The organism is Ulvibacter sp. 2305UL32-6 (assembly GCF_058148545.1).
In genome coordinates this window covers 123602-141930 of record NZ_JBYVKA010000002.1, presented here as the reverse complement: position 1 = coordinate 141930, position 18329 = coordinate 123602, and the positions used below count along the sequence as shown (strand labels likewise).

Annotated in this window: 12 protein-coding genes; 3 read left to right on the top strand and 9 right to left on the bottom strand. The window is 39.0% G+C overall.

The genetic code is table 11. The annotated features are described in order from the left end of the window. Positions 1-154: 154 nt before the first annotated feature. Positions 155-2275: a mucoidy inhibitor MuiA family protein gene (locus ACY2RU_RS06385; RefSeq protein WP_490137598.1), complete on the top strand. Its 2121-nt coding sequence runs from the start codon at positions 155-157 to the stop codon at positions 2273-2275. 27 nt (positions 2276-2302) lie between these two features. On the opposite strand, the gene ACY2RU_RS06380 is transcribed toward ACY2RU_RS06385, so the two are convergent. From ACY2RU_RS06380 to gshB, 4 genes are read right to left on the bottom strand one after another with little or no spacing between them, the layout of a single operon-like run. Continuing rightward, positions 2303-4147, bottom strand: a complete 1845-nt coding sequence (locus ACY2RU_RS06380) for a CPBP family intramembrane glutamic endopeptidase (RefSeq protein ID WP_490137597.1) — start codon at positions 4145-4147, stop codon at positions 2303-2305. Between the two features lie 4 nt (positions 4148-4151). After that, the gene (locus ACY2RU_RS06375; protein WP_490137596.1) at positions 4152-5318 is read right to left on the bottom strand and encodes a peptidase MATCAP family protein; all 1167 of its coding nucleotides are present in this window, start codon (positions 5316-5318) and stop codon (positions 4152-4154) included. Further along, on the bottom strand, positions 5315-6151 hold the full coding sequence (locus tag ACY2RU_RS06370; protein ID WP_490137595.1) for an N-formylglutamate amidohydrolase: 837 nt from the start codon (positions 6149-6151) through the stop codon (positions 5315-5317). The genes ACY2RU_RS06375 and ACY2RU_RS06370 overlap by 4 nt, the downstream gene beginning before the upstream one ends. A gap of 37 nt (positions 6152-6188) precedes the next feature. Continuing rightward, positions 6189-7217 carry a glutathione synthase gene (gene gshB, locus ACY2RU_RS06365; RefSeq protein ID WP_490137594.1) on the bottom strand — a complete coding sequence of 343 codons (1029 nt, stop codon included), beginning with the start codon at positions 7215-7217 and terminating at the stop codon, positions 6189-6191. 125 nt (positions 7218-7342) lie between these two features. Here gshB and ACY2RU_RS06360 point away from each other — a divergent pair, with 125 nt between their 5' ends. Then, a complete protein-coding gene (locus tag ACY2RU_RS06360; protein WP_490137593.1) occupies positions 7343-8155 on the top strand; it encodes a mechanosensitive ion channel family protein in 813 nt (270 codons plus the stop codon). A 91-nt stretch (positions 8156-8246) separates the two neighbouring features. On the opposite strand, the gene ACY2RU_RS06355 is transcribed toward ACY2RU_RS06360, so the two are convergent. From ACY2RU_RS06355 to ACY2RU_RS06340, 4 genes are all read right to left on the bottom strand, one after another. Further along, a complete protein-coding gene (locus ACY2RU_RS06355) occupies positions 8247-9041 on the bottom strand; it encodes a phage tail-like protein (RefSeq protein ID WP_490137592.1) in 795 nt (264 codons plus the stop codon). Positions 9042-9164: 123 nt separating this feature from the next. Continuing rightward, on the bottom strand, positions 9165-10466 hold the full coding sequence (locus tag ACY2RU_RS06350) for a dicarboxylate/amino acid:cation symporter (protein WP_490137591.1): 1302 nt from the start codon (positions 10464-10466) through the stop codon (positions 9165-9167). Between the two features lie 135 nt (positions 10467-10601). Continuing rightward, the gene (gene aroC / locus ACY2RU_RS06345) at positions 10602-11669 is read right to left on the bottom strand and encodes a chorismate synthase (protein ID WP_490137590.1); all 1068 of its coding nucleotides are present in this window, start codon (positions 11667-11669) and stop codon (positions 10602-10604) included. Between the two features lie 152 nt (positions 11670-11821). Beyond that, positions 11822-14080 carry a hypothetical protein gene (locus tag ACY2RU_RS06340; protein WP_490137589.1) on the bottom strand — a complete coding sequence of 753 codons (2259 nt, stop codon included), beginning with the start codon at positions 14078-14080 and terminating at the stop codon, positions 11822-11824. A gap of 415 nt (positions 14081-14495) precedes the next feature. On the opposite strand from ACY2RU_RS06340, the gene ACY2RU_RS06335 reads away from it, so the two are divergent. Beyond that, positions 14496-15299 carry a hypothetical protein gene (locus tag ACY2RU_RS06335; RefSeq protein ID WP_490137588.1) on the top strand — a complete coding sequence of 268 codons (804 nt, stop codon included), beginning with the start codon at positions 14496-14498 and terminating at the stop codon, positions 15297-15299. Here ACY2RU_RS06335 and ACY2RU_RS06330 read toward each other — a convergent pair. Beyond that, positions 15296-18199: an FAD-binding and (Fe-S)-binding domain-containing protein gene (locus ACY2RU_RS06330; RefSeq protein WP_490137587.1), complete on the bottom strand. Its 2904-nt coding sequence runs from the start codon at positions 18197-18199 to the stop codon at positions 15296-15298. The genes ACY2RU_RS06335 and ACY2RU_RS06330 overlap by 4 nt on opposite strands. Between the last annotated feature and the right edge of the window lie 130 nt (positions 18200-18329).

The following is an 18329-nucleotide window of genomic DNA, read 5'->3' as shown; positions in this document are numbered from 1 at the left end:
AAATGGTAAGTCGAAAGGCTTACTTTTTTTGTTTCTGAAAGTCTAGTCTACTTCATACCTCGCCTTTACTAATTGAAAGCTTGGGTTGACTCATTGGTTGTTTCGTATAATATACTTCGGAAGTAGTTTTATGATGAATTTAAACACAACCATCATGAAAAAAATACTCCTACTCCTACTCCTTGTTCCAGCGTTTCTTTTTGCTGAAAACGTCAAGCCAAAACCGTCAAAAATTGAACGGGTCACCGTATATCTTGAAGGTGCCTCTATTGAGCGAACCGCCACGGTCATGGTGATTCCTGGGGCTAATGAGCTGCTTTTTGATAATCTGTCGCCAGACATTGAGGAGAGTAGCATTCAGATCTCCGGACTTGAAAAGGCGTCCATACTTGCTTTAAAATTTAATATTGATTATTTAGACAAGAAAGTGCTTTCAGAAGAATACAAGGCCATAGAAGCTACTATAGACGCGCTAGAAATGAAAAAGGCGTCCTTAGAAAATACGATCTATGGTTTTGAAGAAGAACTAAAACTACTTCAGAAAAACCAACGCATCAATAGCGATGCAACCGATTTGTCTCTTCAGAAGGTAAAAGAGACGGCAACCTACTACCGTCAGCGTGTTACAGAGATCAAAAATGAAATTTTTGAACTCCGTTTAGAGATCGTAACGATCAATGAGCAGTTTCGGGACTACGGAAATGAGCTTGCCAAATTAGCCGATACAAAACAAGAAAAACGCGGTGAGATCTCGGTAAAGATTGATGCGCCAGTAGCTACTTCACTTACATTGAAGATCAAATACAAGATAAATAATGCGGGTTGGTTTCCTTTTTATGACCTGAGAGCGAGCAATACGTCCTCGCCTATCGATTTGTCTTATAAAGCGAATATTTATCAGCAAAGCGGAACCGACTGGAACGATGTTCAGTTAGTGCTGTCGACAGGTGATCCTAATACAGATAATACCAAACCAGAACTGCTTCCGAAGTATTTAAATTTTACCTACGGAAGACGCCAACCCCAATATGCTGTTAAAAATATGAGCTATAAGTATAACCCAACCATTCGTACCGTAAGTGGGACCGTTCTCGATGACTCGGGCGTTCCGTTGCCAGGTGTTAATGTCATTGAACAAGGCACAAGTAATGGAACACAAACCGATTTTGAAGGTAATTATACGCTACATGTAAACGGCGGAAGAGAACTTGTTTATAGTTATGTTGGGTTTGAAAGCACACAAATGCCTATTCATTCTTCTTTAATGAATGTGTCTTTAAATGAAGATCAAGCGGTGTTGCAGGAGGTTGTTGTGACGGGTTCTTCAAGAGCCAGAGGTTCGCGCGATCCTTTAGATGTAAACCGATTATTAGCGGGGAAAGCTGCTGGTGTGCAAATTCTTAATTCAAGTGGTTTCTCTGGCGCTAATAGCACAGTTAGAATAAGAGGAATGTCTTCAAATAGCACTTCTGATTTATTATATGTTATTGACGGTATTCCTGGTTCTGAATACAATTTTAATAAACTTAATCCCGATGATATTTCTAGTGTTAGTGTATTAAAAGGAGCTTCGGCTACCTCTATATATGGATCGAGAGGGGTGAATGGAGTTATGCTTATTGCCACAAAAGGAAAAACAGGGAGCGCTGGTGTGAGTAAAGAAACAGGTCTTACTGCTGTTCGATTTGAAATTGACAAAAAATACACCATCAACTCAAATGCAGAGATCACCGTGGTTGAAATTGACAAGTTTGCCTTGCCGGCGACTTATCAGCATTATGCGGCGCCAGAACTTAATGAGAACGTGTTTTTAACGGCAACCATTAAAGATTGGGAGCAATACGATCTCTTACAGGGCGAAGCAAATATCTATTTTGAAGGAAATTATGCGGGAAAAACGCAGCTTGATCCGTTTGCAACCGCCGATAGTCTCAATGTATCTCTGGGTGTTGATCCCAGTGTTGTTGTAAAACGTGAGAAGATCGATAACTTTAAGAGTAAATCTTTTTTCGGCGGAAACCGAATTATAGCTAAAGGGTATAAAATAGAAGTAAAAAACAATAAGAAAACTCCTGTTACGTTGCGTTTGGAAGACCGTATTCCTATTTCAGAAAATAAAGAGATCAAAATAGATGATATGGAAGAGGGCGATGCAAATTATAACGTAAAGACGGGTGTGCTTCAATGGAACCTGGCGTTGCCTTCAAATGCCAGCAGTAAAAAGCAGTTTACCTATGTGGTAAAATATCCCAAAGGAAAACAGATCAATTTGTAAAATCAAAGGACACTTCGGTGTCCTTTTTTAGTTTGGAAAGGTAGCAAGTACCTGAGTAGCGTAATATAGGACGGCAACGACAATAAAATTGTTTAGCATATGAAAACCAATTCCAGCCAGTAATCCTTCGCTTCTTTTAGTCACATAGCCCGTAACTATTCCGAAGATAAAATAGAACGGAAACAGGGCTAAATTAAAGTGAATGGCCCCAAATAAAGTAGCTTGCATGATATTAGCCGGAATAAAGCCCATATAGCGGCTCACACTATTGAGAATGATTCCCCGAAAAATGATCTCTTCGTAAATAGGAGCTAAAACAGCGATGATGAGTGCCGTTACCCAAAAGCCTTTTTCAGTAATTAGTAAACCTATCTCTTCTTTAATTGATAAGGCCTCAAAGTAGGTTACTGCATCAGTAATGTCAATAAAAGAGCCTAAGATCCGTAAGACTACGATATTAAAAATAAAGAAAAGCACACTAGCTCCAATGATCTTACCAATAGACCAACGTGAACCAAAAACGTACTTTAAGCGTCTTTTGTTTAGAAAAATTAAGGTCGTGATCAGCATGGCTGCCGAAAAGAAGATCATTTCATTGGGTTGGGTCAAGTCCTCTGTTTCTTCCAAATAATAACTACCTGTTACATCGAACAGGTAATTCATATAATCTTGGTAGTAAAAAACCAAGATCATTAATACCTGAACTAGCATATAACCAATGCTTATAAACCAAAAGTGTTTTAAATTCCAGTATTGGGTAAACTCATAGTTTTGGTTGAAATAACGCCCAATTGCATAAACAGGCACTACCCAGAGATAAGGAACGATCATTAAAACGATCATTAACAGTCCTAAGAAAAAGAAGTGTGAGAGTCCGATGCTTGAAAACCCTCCAAGCGGATCTTTTAGAAAAATTTTTAAACGCTTAATTCCGAAGAAATCGTCATAATAGCTCACCTCCTGCATTCGTTTATAACTAATTAAAGCTGTTTCGGTAGTTCCGTAGCTCATGTCGTGTTCTAGTAACCGCTGCAAACTAGCGGCTTTTGTCCATTCACCAATTGTATCTGCTACCAAATATTTTCTGGCTAACTCAGGCTTATTCCCTCCTATCATGATGGTATATAAACTTGTGTTCTCTATATATGACGAATCCTGAGTCTTAATTCGATCGTATAGCGTCATAGCTCGATCAAACTCTTCAAGTTCGATCAAGAGTTCTGCCTTCTGACTTAATTGCCATACGGGGCTATCTACCTCTAATTTTTCAACTAAGATGTCTTTGGCTTTTTTAGGATCGTTTAGATTGAGCTGTATACGAGCTTTAAGTAAGGAAAGGTCTAACAAGCTGTCATGTAACTCCGCTTTATTTGCATAAAGCAGGGCCTTTGTATTTTCGAGATCCTGATATTCATACGCATACATCTCAAATAGGCTTGCTGTATTTTTGTCGGACCAAAGCTCGTTGTCTTCCTCATGAAGCAGAATGGCTGTTTCGAGCAGCGCTACTTTTTCATCTCCATAGAGTTCATCCAATTTGTAAATTAGTACGTTGGGATTTGTAGGGTAAGCTTCAAGCAGCGCGTCTCGGCAGGCATCGGTAGCCTCCCAATTGGTGTCATAACCTTCATAATCGTCGTAAAAGGCAGAACCTATAAACTTACATTTCGAAATACGAACGGCGATATCATCGGGATGATCTTGTAAATAATCATTGTAACGCTTAACGATCTCTTGGTATTTAAGATCTTTAGATTTCGTTAGACTTTCGGCGAATGCCTCATGGCTATTGGTGTCTGTTACTTGAATTTGAGCAAAACCACAAAGAAAAATAAGAAGGCCAAAGAGGAAGAGAACAATAGACTTTGGCATAGATTTATTTTAAATTCTGAAGAATAAAATTCAGTTTCTCGTTGTTGTTGTTATTAGTTTCAAAGGCGTTGTTCTGATATGATATTTCGGTTGCCAGTCCTTCCTTTTGCCATTTATTAACCAATTCAATATAATCAAGCGAAACTTTTCCTGCCAATAAAGGCTTTAGATCTTTTCCCTCATGATAGTGATCATAAACCTTTTTAAGTCCCGTTAGATATTTGTAATCTTTGGTAAACCCACCTCCACGATGTGCGCGTAATGAAATATTATAGGCTTCTTCACGGTTCAATTTATACTGATTGTGAAGAAGATCGAAGGTGTCACAAAAGTTAAAGCCTTTAATTAAGCTATCGGTAGCAATAACTCTGTAAGCCAGTTCTTTAAGTCTGTGTAAAGTTAGACACCCACTCATGTATTCGCTAAATACTGCGAGTCCTTCTTGGGTTTCTACGTTCTTCGGAAAACCGTTGTGAAAAATTTTCAAAGGCTGTTGCAATCCATTGAATGTTGTTACCAAATGAACTCCAATTTCGTGATTAGCCAATACTTTTAATTGGTTGGCGCTGTACTTATGATTTTTCTTTAGAATAAGAGTTTGGGTATTATTCTGAACCATCGCTGCAGCCGAGATCTTGGTTGAAAAACGAATATTAAACTCAAAAGAATATCGTTTTGTAAACTCCGAAAAGTATTCGGCAGCTTCTTCCGCAGAATAAACAGGAAGCATCTCCTTGTCGAAATCCTCATCTGCAAAATGAAGAATAAAGCGAGCATTCTCTACATCTTTCTCTTTTGGTGTTCCAAACGATTTCAGAGCGTTATAGTAAAATTTCCGGTCCTTCCCGATGTTTTCGATACATTGTACTAAACTGGAATAGTCGTAAATAACGTCTCTATAAAAAGCTCTCGATTCGTCATCTCTAATAGCATCTATATCCTGTGAAAAGAGTGCTTGTTGTAGTTTATGCGGATTAAAATCAATTTTGCGATAATGAAATTTTGGATTTTCATTGTATTTGGAAGAGAAGAAGTTGCGCTTTTCTCTCTCAATATTGATAGGGTTGATATAATTGAGAAGTTCAATTTTTTGAACCAAACGATTCAAATTATTATCAACTTGAAATAAATTAGGGTGTAAATTTTTGATTGCCTCTGGGGTAGCCATCATTGAGTTTTATGGTTTTTGTAGAACGAATAAGCGTGTTCTTTAAGTCGTGTTTGAAGCTGTTTTTCAATAGCATCGATCACTTCAGGAAAGAGTGTCTGATTTAATTCGTCACAATAGATTTTCTTGAATTCTGTCGCCAAAACTAAGGTATTTTGGAAGTTTTTGGTGATAAATTTTAGGAAATAACCATTTCCTTGAAAAGTATCATTGATTTTTGAAGTTGATATAAGTCCGTTGGGTAAAACTAACTCTGAAAGCGATTGTCTCCATATTTCGATCATAGTTCCGAAGCGATCATTATCTACGTTTGAGGTTCCCAAGTTAATGACAGGGACTTCTCTATCCCACCGCCGCCAGTTATAACTATGCATATCATACACCACCAACACACCAAATTTTTCCTCAAGTTTTTTGATGAGCGCGTGTACTACACGATAGAATGCTGCGTGTTTATCTAAACTTCTTTTATGTTTACTTGGTTCTAAGGGTGTTTTCCAAAGTTTTTTACCCCAAGCATCTTCATAGACTGCATTTTCAGGGTCTCTATTTAAATCGTATTCAAATCTACTGTCACAGCCCGCGATAACAATTGGATGTGTTTTGACAAACTCTTTGGTACAGGGATCTTCCTCAAACCATCGATCGTACTCTGTGTGAAGACAATTTTCCCAAAGCTCTCTTCGGAATTGATGTCCGTCGTGAACTGCGCCGCAGACATAGGGCACATATTCTTCGATCTTTATGGTAAACGAGTAGTCTTCGGCTACTGCTTCAAAGGTGTCTTCGTTATTTATTTTCTGAATGATTTCTGAAACAGGAAGTTTAAGGGTCATAATAGTACTTCTTTGTTAAATTCCCTTTTAATACGGGCTAGGCATCTTTAACATGCTTTCTCAGTTTTTGTTTACGTTCAAAGGCAGTAACGCGTTCTTCAACCATATCTTCTACAAAATCGATGATCTTTTCTTGGATACGAGTTTTATAGACTTTATTCATATAGGTGATTCCTCCAGGAGACATCACATTCACTTCAACCAACATTCCGTTGATCACATCAATACCCACAAAATAGAGTCCGTCTTTGACGAGTTTCGGTCCAATACGTCTACAGAGTTCCTTTTCTTGTTTTGTAAGAGTGTGCTTTTCAACAGAACCACCAGCGCTTACATTAGAACGATGGTCTTCATCACCTGGCACGCGCTTCATGGCACCAATAGGTTGACCGTTAAGCATTAGTATACGAACGTCTCCTTGATCTGCGCCAGGAATATAATCTTGCAGGATTACATAATTGGAAGTGCCATCGGCATTATCAATATAGAAATCTAAAAGAGAATTAATACTGAGCATTGCTCGTTTTTCGATCAAGATCACACCTGAACCACCAAATCCATTGAGCGGCTTCAAGATCATCTTGTCAGGACCTTCTTTGATGGTCTTCTTTAAATATTCTTTGTTTTTGGTTACATGTGTTCGCGGAAGGATCTCATTGTTCTCATCTTCAAAAACTGCCGTATACAATTTATTATTTGCGCGGCGTATTCCGTCTAAATCGTTCATAATAAACACGTCGTCCTTAACACTGTCTAAGAAATTAAGCATGATCATATCTAGTGGTGGATTGCTTCGTAGAATGATCACATCAAAACCAGCTAGCGGTAGCATTTCGTCATAAAATTGAGATTTTCCGTGGAATGACTTTAGGTTGCTAGATAGTTTTTCAGTGCGTTTCAAGCATCTACAGAAGGCAAAGGCTACACTATCTCGGATGGTAAGATTTGCAGGCGTAGTGATGGCAAGACCATGACCTCTTTTTGCAAATTCATGGATCATTGCCAAGGTAGAATCATTTTCAGGATCCATTTCATCCCAAGGATACATAATAAAACAAACGTTCATTTTTTGATGGTTTTTCGATTAGTGTGTTTTCTATAAACAACCTCCTTTACTCGTTTAAGGACGACTTGAAATAGTTAGCTATGACTAAATTAGCACTTAATTATTAATTACTAAAGTATTGTAAGATGGAAATAGAAAAATGGATTGAAAGAGGCATTGATTTTTTAGTTGACTACGGGCCAAAAATTTTGGGAGCCATACTTATTTGGGTCATTGGGTCATGGGTTATTAAGAAGATAATCAGAGGCGTAAATCATGTGATGGCCAAGAAAAATTATGACATCAGTCTGCAGAATTTCCTTGGAAATATGCTTGGCTGGATGTTACGCATACTTTTAGTTCTCGCTATCTTAGGTAATTTAGGTGTTGAAACAACTTCCTTTGCAGCCATCATTGCTGCTGCCGGTCTTGCGTTAGGTTTGGCATTACAAGGTTCATTATCAAATTTTGCAGGTGGTGTTTTGATCATGATCTTTAAGCCATTCAAAATAGGTGATCTTATAGAAGGGCAAGGTGAATTAGGAACGGTAACCGACATAGATCTTTTTACAACAAAGATCACAACGCCACAGAATAAATTGGTAATCATGCCAAACGGGGCGCTTTCTAACGGTAACATTACCAATTACTCAGAACATGGTGTTTTAAAGGTATTTCACACAATTGGAGTGAGTTATGATGCCGATATTAAACGAACCAAAGAAGTACTCATGGAAGTGCTTACGTCACAAGATAAAGTTTTAAAAGACCCAGCTCCTATGGTTGAAGTCTCTGGGCTTGGAGATAGTTCGGTAGATTTTGCCGTTCGTCCGGCATGCTTAACAGAGCATTATTGGGATGTGTATTTTGAAACTCTTGAGCGGGCTAAGAATGCGTTGGATGCAGCTGGCATTGAAATTCCATATCCTCATTCCGTAGAAATACAAAAGCAAGGCTAGTTTCTCTTCGGAACGATATTGTAAATAAATTTAAAATCTTCGTACTAAACCTATATAGTTTTTACGAAGATTTTTTTTGTTGGTTAAAAATCTACAATATGATCTGACCTATATTAAGACTTCCTTCGGAAGACGCTGCTGGTGGATTCCAAGAGAAGTCGGAATAACGATTACCACTTCCCGTGAGTTGAAGTGATTGTCCTATGGGGGTAGATCCTGGTTCAGACTCGCCAATGTCAACTGAAGTACTTCCATTGGCTACACTATTTGTTGCTGTAAAATCACCTTCGTAACTTAAAAATTGTACAACTGTACTTGTTACGGTATTGTATAGTGCCATGCCATCTGGAGATCCATTTTGGATGTCTGCTTCAGGAAACCAAAGCGCTCCATAACCTGAGCCTTCATCATCAATGACACCTGAAAGTCCAATATTGGCATAAGAGGCACCACCACTTCCATTGTATAAGATCACTTGATAAATACTAAGGTCTATTCCGGCCGGACCTGCAATTTCAACACCTTCACTTACATCGGGACCGGTATTCTCATAATGGATCTCATTGATCCAAGGTTGAGTTGGTACAGGTGGAACGGTGTAGCAATCGAGATCTTCCCAGCTGTCTCCATCCCATAGTTGTAGACATCCTGTACTACGAACAAATATCATAAGTCCAGCATCCGTAGATGTTGTAGCAATTAGGTCGCGTTCTGCAGGGGTGTCAACACGTGGAGGCATAAAACCTCTGTAAGGAGCGACTCCATTCGTAGAGCCACTTACTTCTAAGTTCGATGCAGCACTTGGGTTGGTTGTTCCTATTCCTACTTGCGCAGAAACAAAGGAATACATGCAAAGTGCTGAAAAAGCTAAATAAATTGTTTTCATACTATGAGTTTTTAGTCATAGCCTTCAAGTAGGTATGTGTTCATCCGGATTGCAATAATGCAATCTATATTTAGATCAGATATTTAAGATTACGTAAGTGTTGTACTTACTGAAATTCTGGGCTTATTTTTTATAATTATCGTCCCATTCTTTGACCTTGGGTTCACCGAGCTTGTTTTGTGATTTAGCAACGAGCATAGAAACAGTGGCGTCACCAGTAACATTTACAACAGTTCTACACATGTCCAAGGGGCGATCTACCGCAAAAATTAGTGCCAATCCTGCCTCAGGGATTCCAGCATAAGCTAAAACTCCTACAAGCATTACCATTCCAGCGCCTGGTACCGCAGCTGAACCAATAGATGCTAGGGTTGCGGTGGCTATAATTCCCATCTGTGTTCCAAAGGACAGATCCATACCAAAGGCTTGGGCGATAAAAACCGCTGCAACAGCTTGATATAAGCTAGTTCCGTCCATATTAATAGTTGCGCCAATAGGGAGTACAAAACTAGCAACCTCCTCCTCTACACCTAGATGCTCTATAGTACGTTCCATTGTTACAGGCAAAGTTGCTGCACTCGAACTTGTAGAAAAAGCCAAAAGTTGAGCTGGACCAATTCCGTTCAGAAATGACAAGGGAGATCTTTTAGTAAATAGCCATACTGCTAAAAGATAAACACCAATCATTAATAAGAGCCCTCCAACTACAGATATAGCGTACATCGCCAAGGCCGCAAACAGGTCGGTACTAGGTGCTTCAACCACCAATGCTGCTAATAAGGCAAAAACGCCAAAAGGAGCAGCCAACATAATAAGATCAACCATTTTCAGGATAACCTCATTAACCCCATCAAAGAAGTCTTTTACTGTTTTTGATTTTTCTTCGGGGATAAGGATCAATCCTATTCCGAAGAAAACGGCAAAGAAAATAACTTGTAACATATTTCCATTGCTGGCAGCCGATTTAAAAATATTGTCGGGAACCAGATCAATAAGCGCTTGTAATGGGCCAGCATCTTTCTGCTTATCGGATGCCTGCTTTTTCATAGCAGCATCGCCTCCATATGCTTCAACCAATTCAGATCTAGTGTCTTCATTGATGCTATTCCCAGGTTGAACAACACTCACAACCATAAGACCAATACTTACGGCGATCACTGTGGTGACAACATAGGTAACAATAGTTCGAAGCCCCATTTTAGATAAACTCGATATATCCTTAAGGTCTGTTATACCTTTGATCAAGGCCGCAAGAATCAACGGAATAGCAATTAACTTCAATGCATTAATAAAAATGGTTCCAAAGGGTTTGATCCAATCTTCAATAAAGTCGGCACCCCATTCAAAATTGGTCATAACAAGGGCGAATATCACCCCAAGAGCCATTCCTAATAAAATTTGCCAGTGTAATGCGAGTTTTTTCATATGTCTTTTAAGCAAGATTTAATGATTATGTAAAATGTAGTGCTGAAATACATTGCCACAAGATATTTTTTTTGATACGATTACACGAATAATTTTCGACTTATTTGTCGGCATTCATGAAATACGCCTGTGCCATTAAGCTAATTTTGACACTTTGTTTAATAGCCAAAAATCGGCTATAACTAAGGCTGCCATTGCTTCAACAATAGGAACAGCGCGAGGTACAACACAAGGATCATGTCTACCTTTACCTTGCATTTCGGTCATTTTGCCCTCTTTTGTAAGTGTTTGTTGACTTTGCATAATAGTAGCAACGGGTTTAAATGCAACATTAAAGTAAATGGTTTCTCCGTTGCTAATGCCCCCTTGAATTCCGCCACTATGATTGGTTTGGGTGCTTCCATCTGTATTAAAGAGATCATTATGCTCACTTCCTTTAAGACGAGTCCCTTCAAACCCGCTACCATATTCAAAGCCTTTTACAGCGTTTATTGATAGCATAGCTTTACCTAATTGTGCATGAAGTTTGTCGAATACAGGTTCTCCAAGGCCAATAGGAACATTTTCAATAACGCAGGTTATGGTTCCGCCAACAGTATCTCCTTGTTTGCGAATATCTTTTATGTATGCTTCCATTTTTTTTGCCATAATAGGATCGGCAGTACGAACAGGATTCTTTTCTATTTCAGAAAAATCTAATTTCGAAAAAGCTGTTTCTAATCGCAAATTCCCAACGCTAGATACATATGCGGTAATGACAACGTCTTTGATAAGTTGTTTTGCGATCGCTCCTGCTACTACTCTACAGGCAGTTTCTCTTGCAGAAGAGCGTCCTCCTCCTCTATAGTCTCGGATACCGTATTTTTTATCATAGGTGTAATCTGCATGTGAGGGGCGGTAGGTATCTTTGATATGTGAATAGTCGTTCGATTTCTGGTTGGTGTTTTGAATTAGGAAACCAATAGGAGTTCCCGTAGTAGTTCCTTCAAAAATTCCAGAAAGAAACTGTACTGTGTCTGGTTCTTTTCGCTGAGTTACAATAGCCGATTGTCCAGGCATTCGGCGCTGCATTTCTACTTCAATTGCTTTCAGGTCTATCGGAAGTCCAGCGGGACAACCATCAATGATGCCGCCAATAGCTTCACCGTGTGATTCACCAAATGTTGTTAAGTTAAAGATGTTTCCGAAGGAATTGCCAGCCATAATGTGCTTTTTAACAAATGTAAATCTTACAGCGGAATATTGAAAGAAAAGTAGCACGGACATTTCAACATCGTACTATTAAACATTAAGCGGCAATAAAAAAGAGAGCCTAGGCTCTCTTTTTTGGTTTAATAAAGTTGTGATCTTTGCTTCTATTCAGGTTCCAAGGCAAAAGCAGCTAATTTGGAAGCATCGTATTGATTGACCTCTGTATTCCCATTAACCGCCAGGGCATTCACATAGAGATGCTCTGCAAATGCTGCTTTCCCTTCCGAAGTACAAATACCCAAAAGATCAGCAGGTGTAAAGGTTCTTGAATATTCGCTAAAACTATTTCTTGAATAACCTACTCCATCATTGGTAATTGCATCGCCAATGACCATACCTCGCGCATTGGTTTTGCCAGACTGACCGCCGTCACTACACGTACCTTTTTGAATAACAAACGACAAATCGGCAAAGTTGTGCGGGTGATACGCTCTAAATTTGATCTCGATATTGGAAGTTGGCTTGTACGGTACAAAGCCACAGCATGTTGGATTTTTTTCTACCCCGTCTACTTTAATTTTTGAAATCAAGGCACTGCATTCACTATTGTCAATTCGCATAAGCATTTTAAAGGCATTACATTTTCCTAGTCCGCTGCTTCTTAAATTGTCGCTTTGAGCTAAAACAGATGGTGCAAAGGTGTCGTAATGCGGAACTTGAAATAGTTCGTTCGGCACATCTTCAACCAAATTTCCATTGCTGTCAAAAAGTTCGAGTGTAAACTCATAGAGACCGTCACCTTCCAAATGTGAATCGAATCCAATGGTCCAAGTGTCTCGCGATTGCCAACCAGCGTCAGTTTCTGGCGCTAAAAATGGTGCTTGCGCTGGTGAAACCGTTGGAATATGATATAAACCTACTTTTCCTGCTTCTTCTAACGGTCCTAATTTTGCGTAATTATAGTCGATATGAGTAAAACCGTCTGTTCCTTCAAAAGTGAATGAATATCTTTTGTGAGCTGGATTATTGATTGGAATTGGTGCGCCATAAGCCAAGGACAGGTCTCCGTGCTTTACTTTACGGTACGACCAGCGATAGTATGAATAGCGGTCACTCCGTACGGCATCACTAAATTGAACTTTAAATGAGAGTCCGCTACCAAAAGGTCTACGGTAATTACCCACAGTTTCAAATTTATCTGTGAGTCCTTGTCTTTTTAATGAATGTCCTTGAATTAGTGCTCCAGTTACATCCCTTTGCTCTATATGTGATACACTCGTACCGGAATTGATCGTTTTGACCCAAATTACTTTTCCGGTAAGGTCTTCGGTACAGTCCCATTGAACTCTGGGGTCTGTAACGATAACATTTACTTGTTGGGCACAGGTATAATTCCAATAGATATTACATGGTAGTGATGGTTTGTAAACGGTTTCCCATTGATTATCTATAAATGCTTCTACCCAAAAGTAAAGATCAGGTTTATCGCCAAAAAGATTATAGATTATTTCTGTATCAAAATCTCCATTGTCATCTGTATAAACCACCTTGATCTCATCACACTTGTAGAAATATGGCCAGAGCCAAGGTGTGATGCAAAAAATGGGGTGAAATAATTGGAAATTATTCAGAACGGCTTGTCTGATATTTGCTGTATTGCTCGATTGAAGCAATTGCATCACCGATTGATTTCCTTGTATTGCTTGTCTGTTTTCCTTTAGATAGCTTTCAGAGATCTTATCTGTTGCTTCTTGTAGTTTTGGAGGCTCAAAACTTGTGGCCTGAAAGATCTGATCAATATTTAGATCTGCCCGTGGCCCATTAGGATCTGGGAATGGAGGTATGTTTGGAATTTTTTCTACAGGAACAGGAAATGGAATTTCGGGGCGTATTATTAAATCTGGAATCTTAGTGATAATATGGTCAGGGATCCTTGGAAGAATCCAGAATAATCGATCAACTTCACAAATGTGAACTCGTGTTTTACAAAGTCCTTTTTTTGCGTTATAGCCACTAATGTCGAAGTATTTTGACACATTTCCTTTTACGCGGCATTTTCTGATAAACCAAAAGTCGATAAATAGGTCTGGGATAGGTAAGATCTCAAATTGCCCTTCTGCATTGATGTTGACAACAGGGTCGTACGCCTTATGTCTCGTTTGAAGAACTTCGTAATTTTGCTCTTTCCTAACTTCTTTTCTATTTGGAGCTAAGAGCAATTTAAAAGCATCTTTCTCGCAAATTTCCGAATCAAAAACGACTTCATCGTTTTTTACAATAGCGCGTTCAAGGAATTTTTTGTCTTTTGTAAAAAGTACCGCGATAAATTCTTTTGGTTCTTCAACAATTGGTTTTCCTTCACGAATAAAAATACGCAGATTTTTATCTTTTGGGTTCTTTTCTGGTTGTGTGTGTGCATCCATGAGTTCTCAGTGTTAAACAGGTACAGTCCGTAATGCAGTTGCTTTTATGGAAAGCCCTGATATTAGTATTGGTTTTTACGAAAGAGTTTATGTGTTCAAATGATAGCGCTCTAGGGTTGTAGAAGGCAAACGACTATAATTTGCACTATAATATCTCATCTTGTTAATTACAAAGTTAAAGTGCTGCTAATGAGGAAGTAACATGTTTTTAACTGAATTGTGCTAGTTTTTAACCTGTTAAATGTCAAGGGTTTATCACTACATGGAAAATGATTAAATTATTTTTTAGAGGCTAGAAATACCTTCTGAATTGCATGGGAGTATCATTTTAAATAGTGAAATCAGTACTTATAGTTTTGTGTATATTTGTCAAAATTGCTTCAGAAAATACACTGTAGCTTAAAATATAGACCTTATGAAGATTCGTTCTTTTTTCTTTTTGGCTTTAACAAGTCTTTTGCTAACCGCCTGTAGCAGTGATGATGACGCTGGTGGTGATGATGTTGATGCTGTTGGGCTCTCATTTCCGCTTGTTGATGGTAACTATTGGACCTATAATAATGTGGATCAAGCAGGCACAACCCGCGATTCATTATATGTTAGTAGTACCAGCATGGCAAACAGTGATACCACCGCGCAAATGGATGCAACACAGCCAGCAAACGGCTTTATGGTAAGCCTTTTTGAAGGAAGCACGTTGGCAAGCAATGAAACGCAACTAAAAGTTAGCGGATCTATAGGCGCTCCCGTTGATGGTTTTCCTAACATTGTGATCCCCTTCTCAGATATGATTTTATATGATTATAATGTAGACACTGCTAATACTGTTCTTAGTACAACAACTGGTATTCTGGAAGAAACAGTAGAACAAATTCCTTTGGAGATCACCTATATTGTAACCACAAGGCATAAATCTCTTGAGATTGGTGATTTGGTTAACGGTGTTGCAACCTACTATCCCGAAACGGAGATCGTTCTTAATTTAGAGATCACAGCTCAGATAGAAGTTGGTGGCTTTGTGATCCCTGTGCCAATTTTGACCTCGCAAGATGTGCTTGTAGCAAACAATATGTATGAGCAGCGTGTTGGTCTCACACTTTCAACGGTGTCAATAAATTACGAGTTAGAAGATTTAAGTGCATTTGGAATTGATCTTCCATTCCCTGCATCAGATTCACAGGTGGCTACGGCAACTTTAGATACTTATGTTGCTAACTAAAGCAATGCATTTTTTAAAATAGTTACTGGATGGAGCGCCTCTTGGGTCGTTCCATCTTTTATTTGATGTCTACAGCTAGTTCCATTAGCAGCAATGATCGTTTCTTTAGGTGCTTTTCGTACGGCGGGAAAAAGTCTTAACTCCCCTATTTTCATACTTACATCGTAATGCTCCTTTTCATAACCAAAACTACCAGCCATCCCACAGCATCCCGAAGTAATTAAGGTTGGTTTGTAGTTCTTTGGAAGGTTGAGCACATCAAAGGTCACTTTTTGATTACTCAATGCTTTTTGGTGACAATGTACATGGATCTTAATGTTTTTTTCTTCGGAAGTAAATTGGGCGCTCGTAATGTTTCCTTCGGAAATTTCCGAAGCTAAAAATTCTTCGATCAAAAATGTTTGGGCCGCGATCCGTTTAGCTGTATCTACATCGTCTGCCAACCGAAGGTATTCATCCCGAAATCCGAGTATGGCGGAAGGTTCGATGCCAAGCAACGGAACCTCTTCAGAGATCATTTCAGCAACAAATAGAATATTGGTGTTGGCAGTTTTCTTAGCTTCTTTTAAAAATCCCTTTGACAATAATGCGCGGGCACTATCTAAGTGATCTACAACTTGTACTTCATAATGTAAAGCAGTTAAAAGATCATAGGTGTCTTGTGCAATATGCGTTTCCAAATGTTTACTAAATTCATCTATAAATAAAACTACTTTTTTAATTTTATTAAACTGATTTATAGAATTTTGAGTATGTTTATTAAAACTTTTTGTTGAAATACTTGGAAGCGTTCTTTCGCGCGCAACTCCGCTAAACGATTTGATCCATTTTGAACTTATTTTATTTTGAAACAGTGCATTTGACAAATTAGGAAACTTGGCAGCCCACTGATTGTAATAGCTGCTTTTTCCGAAGAATTTATCTGCTCGCGATGTTCCATGTGATTTGCGATATTGGTATAAAAATTCAGCTTTGGCTGTGGCAATATCTACATTACTCGGGCATTCGGTGGCACAGGCTTTACAGCTCAGGCACAAACTCAATACTTCTTTGAGATCTTTTGAATCGAATGCATTGGTGGCCGTATTATTAGTGAGCACTTCGCGAAGCATGTTTGCTCGAGCACGTGTGGTATCTTTTTCATTTTTGGTTGCCTGATAGCTAGGGCACATAGTTCCTGAGGCTTCGGCTGATTTCCGACAATCGCCACTACCGTTACACTTTTCGGCAAGTCGTAAGATTCCTTGTGAGTCACTAAAATTAAGTAGCGTTTCTAATTCACGTTCCTTGTGCTCTGGCTGATATCGCAAAGATTCGTCCATTTTATAGGCATCGACGATCTTCCCTGGATTAAAGATGTTATTTGAGTCGAAGGCAGCTTTAATTCGTCTTAAACATTGGTAATTAGTCTCTCCAATTAAAAAAGGTAGAAATTCGGCTCGCACGATACCATCGCCATGCTCCCCTGAAAAAGAACCATGGTATTTTTTGGTGAGATGCGCTACATCGGTGGTGATCTTTCTAAAATATTCAACTCCCTCTTTTTCCTTTAAATTGAGAATTGGTCGTAAATGAAGTTCTCCTGCGCCAGCATGGGCGTAATACACGGCATCTTGCTTATAACGATCCATTAATGCGGTAAATTCCTTTATATAATCAGGAAGATCAACCAAAGCAACAGCAGTATCTTCAATACATGCCACTGCTTTTTTATCACCTACCATATTTCCTAACAGGCCCAATCCGGCTTTTCTAAGATCCATGGCCATGGTAATTTCGGCACCCTTAAGCACTGGTGTATGATATGACATCTTACTTTCTTTCAATGTATTTAGAAGGAAAGCAGTCTGTTTTTCCAGATCTTTAGGGGAGTTGGATCGTAACTCTAACAATAGCAGCGCCTTAGGTTCGCCTTCAACAAAAAACCGATAAGGTTCATATTTGGCGTTGTTCTTTGTGCAATTTAAAATGGTGTCATCGATCATCTCGCAACTAAAGAGATCGTGTTCCATAACGGCGTTTACGTCCTGGAGACAATTGGTAAGCGTTTGGTAGTGAGCAACCACCATACTTTCATGCATTGGAGGAAGCACATCCAGCTGTAGAGTGACCTCTGTTGTAAACGCAAGTGTCCCTTCGCTTCCTGCTAACAATTTACACAAGTTAAACGGTTTATTGCCTCCAAATACTTCGGAAGATAGCAACGCATCAACGGCGTAGCCTGTGTTTCTGCGATGTATTTCGGGTTTTGGAAACTGACTTATAATTTCGTTTTGAGCTTCTTCCGAAGCAAGTTCAGCGAGAATGGTTTTATAAATTTGCCCCTCTAGCGTGGTTAGTTTCGCCTTTTGATAAAATACTTCCGAAGAAATTTCAGAAAAAACAGCATCCGAACCATCTGAAAGAATCGTATTCATCCTTAGTACTTTGTCGCGTGTAACTCCATATTGTATCGAAGTTGTTCCGCTAGAGTTGTTCCCAACCATCCCGCCTATCATACAGCGGTTTGAGGTTGAAGTATTGGGACCAAAGAATAAACCATAAGGCAGAAGAAATGCATTCAGTTCATCTCTTATGACACCTGGCTGCACGGTAACGGTACGGTTTTTAGCGTCTACAGAGAGAATTTCTGTAAAATATTTTGACACATCAACCACTATCCCTTCACCTACGCATTGGCCGGCCAGTGAGGTGCCTGCTGTACGTGGAACTAAAGATGTTTTATGTTCTAAAGCAAAAGCGATCAGTTGTTTGATCGCCTTACTGTTCTTAGGAAATGCAACGGCTAACGGCATCTTTCGATACACAGATGCATCTGTAGCATACAAAGTCTTGTGGAGATCATCATAATGAAAATCACCTTCAAAAACCGACTTAAATTGTTTGAGAGAATGTTGCATGGCTTGTTTTGTAAAAGTAGAAAACTAAGCTAGTATCACCATGCCCTTTGCTGAAATACTTTAGCAGCATTTTAACAGCCTATGGTATCCTATTATGTTAATTTTATCGTTGTTAACAATGAAACAAAAA

What these genes read in the sequence shown, in the direction of transcription:
- ACY2RU_RS06385 (WP_490137598.1), top strand. Translation starts at nt 155, where the DNA reads ATGAAAAAAATACTCCTACTCCTACTCCTTGTTCCAGCGTTTCTTTTT.
- ACY2RU_RS06380 (WP_490137597.1), bottom strand. Translation starts at nt 4,147, where the DNA reads ATGCCAAAGTCTATTGTTCTCTTCCTCTTTGGCCTTCTTATTTTTCTT.
- ACY2RU_RS06375 (WP_490137596.1), bottom strand. Translation starts at nt 5,318, where the DNA reads ATGATGGCTACCCCAGAGGCAATCAAAAATTTACACCCTAATTTATTT.
- ACY2RU_RS06370 (WP_490137595.1), bottom strand. Translation starts at nt 6,151, where the DNA reads ATGACCCTTAAACTTCCTGTTTCAGAAATCATTCAGAAAATAAATAAC.
- gshB (WP_490137594.1), bottom strand. Translation starts at nt 7,217, where the DNA reads ATGAACGTTTGTTTTATTATGTATCCTTGGGATGAAATGGATCCTGAA.
- ACY2RU_RS06360 (WP_490137593.1), top strand. Translation starts at nt 7,343, where the DNA reads ATGGAAATAGAAAAATGGATTGAAAGAGGCATTGATTTTTTAGTTGAC.
- ACY2RU_RS06355 (WP_490137592.1), bottom strand. Translation starts at nt 9,041, where the DNA reads ATGAAAACAATTTATTTAGCTTTTTCAGCACTTTGCATGTATTCCTTT.
- ACY2RU_RS06350 (WP_490137591.1), bottom strand. Translation starts at nt 10,466, where the DNA reads ATGAAAAAACTCGCATTACACTGGCAAATTTTATTAGGAATGGCTCTT.
- aroC (WP_490137590.1), bottom strand. Translation starts at nt 11,669, where the DNA reads ATGGCTGGCAATTCCTTCGGAAACATCTTTAACTTAACAACATTTGGT.
- ACY2RU_RS06340 (WP_490137589.1), bottom strand. Translation starts at nt 14,080, where the DNA reads ATGGATGCACACACACAACCAGAAAAGAACCCAAAAGATAAAAATCTG.
- ACY2RU_RS06335 (WP_490137588.1), top strand. Translation starts at nt 14,496, where the DNA reads ATGAAGATTCGTTCTTTTTTCTTTTTGGCTTTAACAAGTCTTTTGCTA.
- ACY2RU_RS06330 (WP_490137587.1), bottom strand. Translation starts at nt 18,199, where the DNA reads ATGCAACATTCTCTCAAACAATTTAAGTCGGTTTTTGAAGGTGATTTT.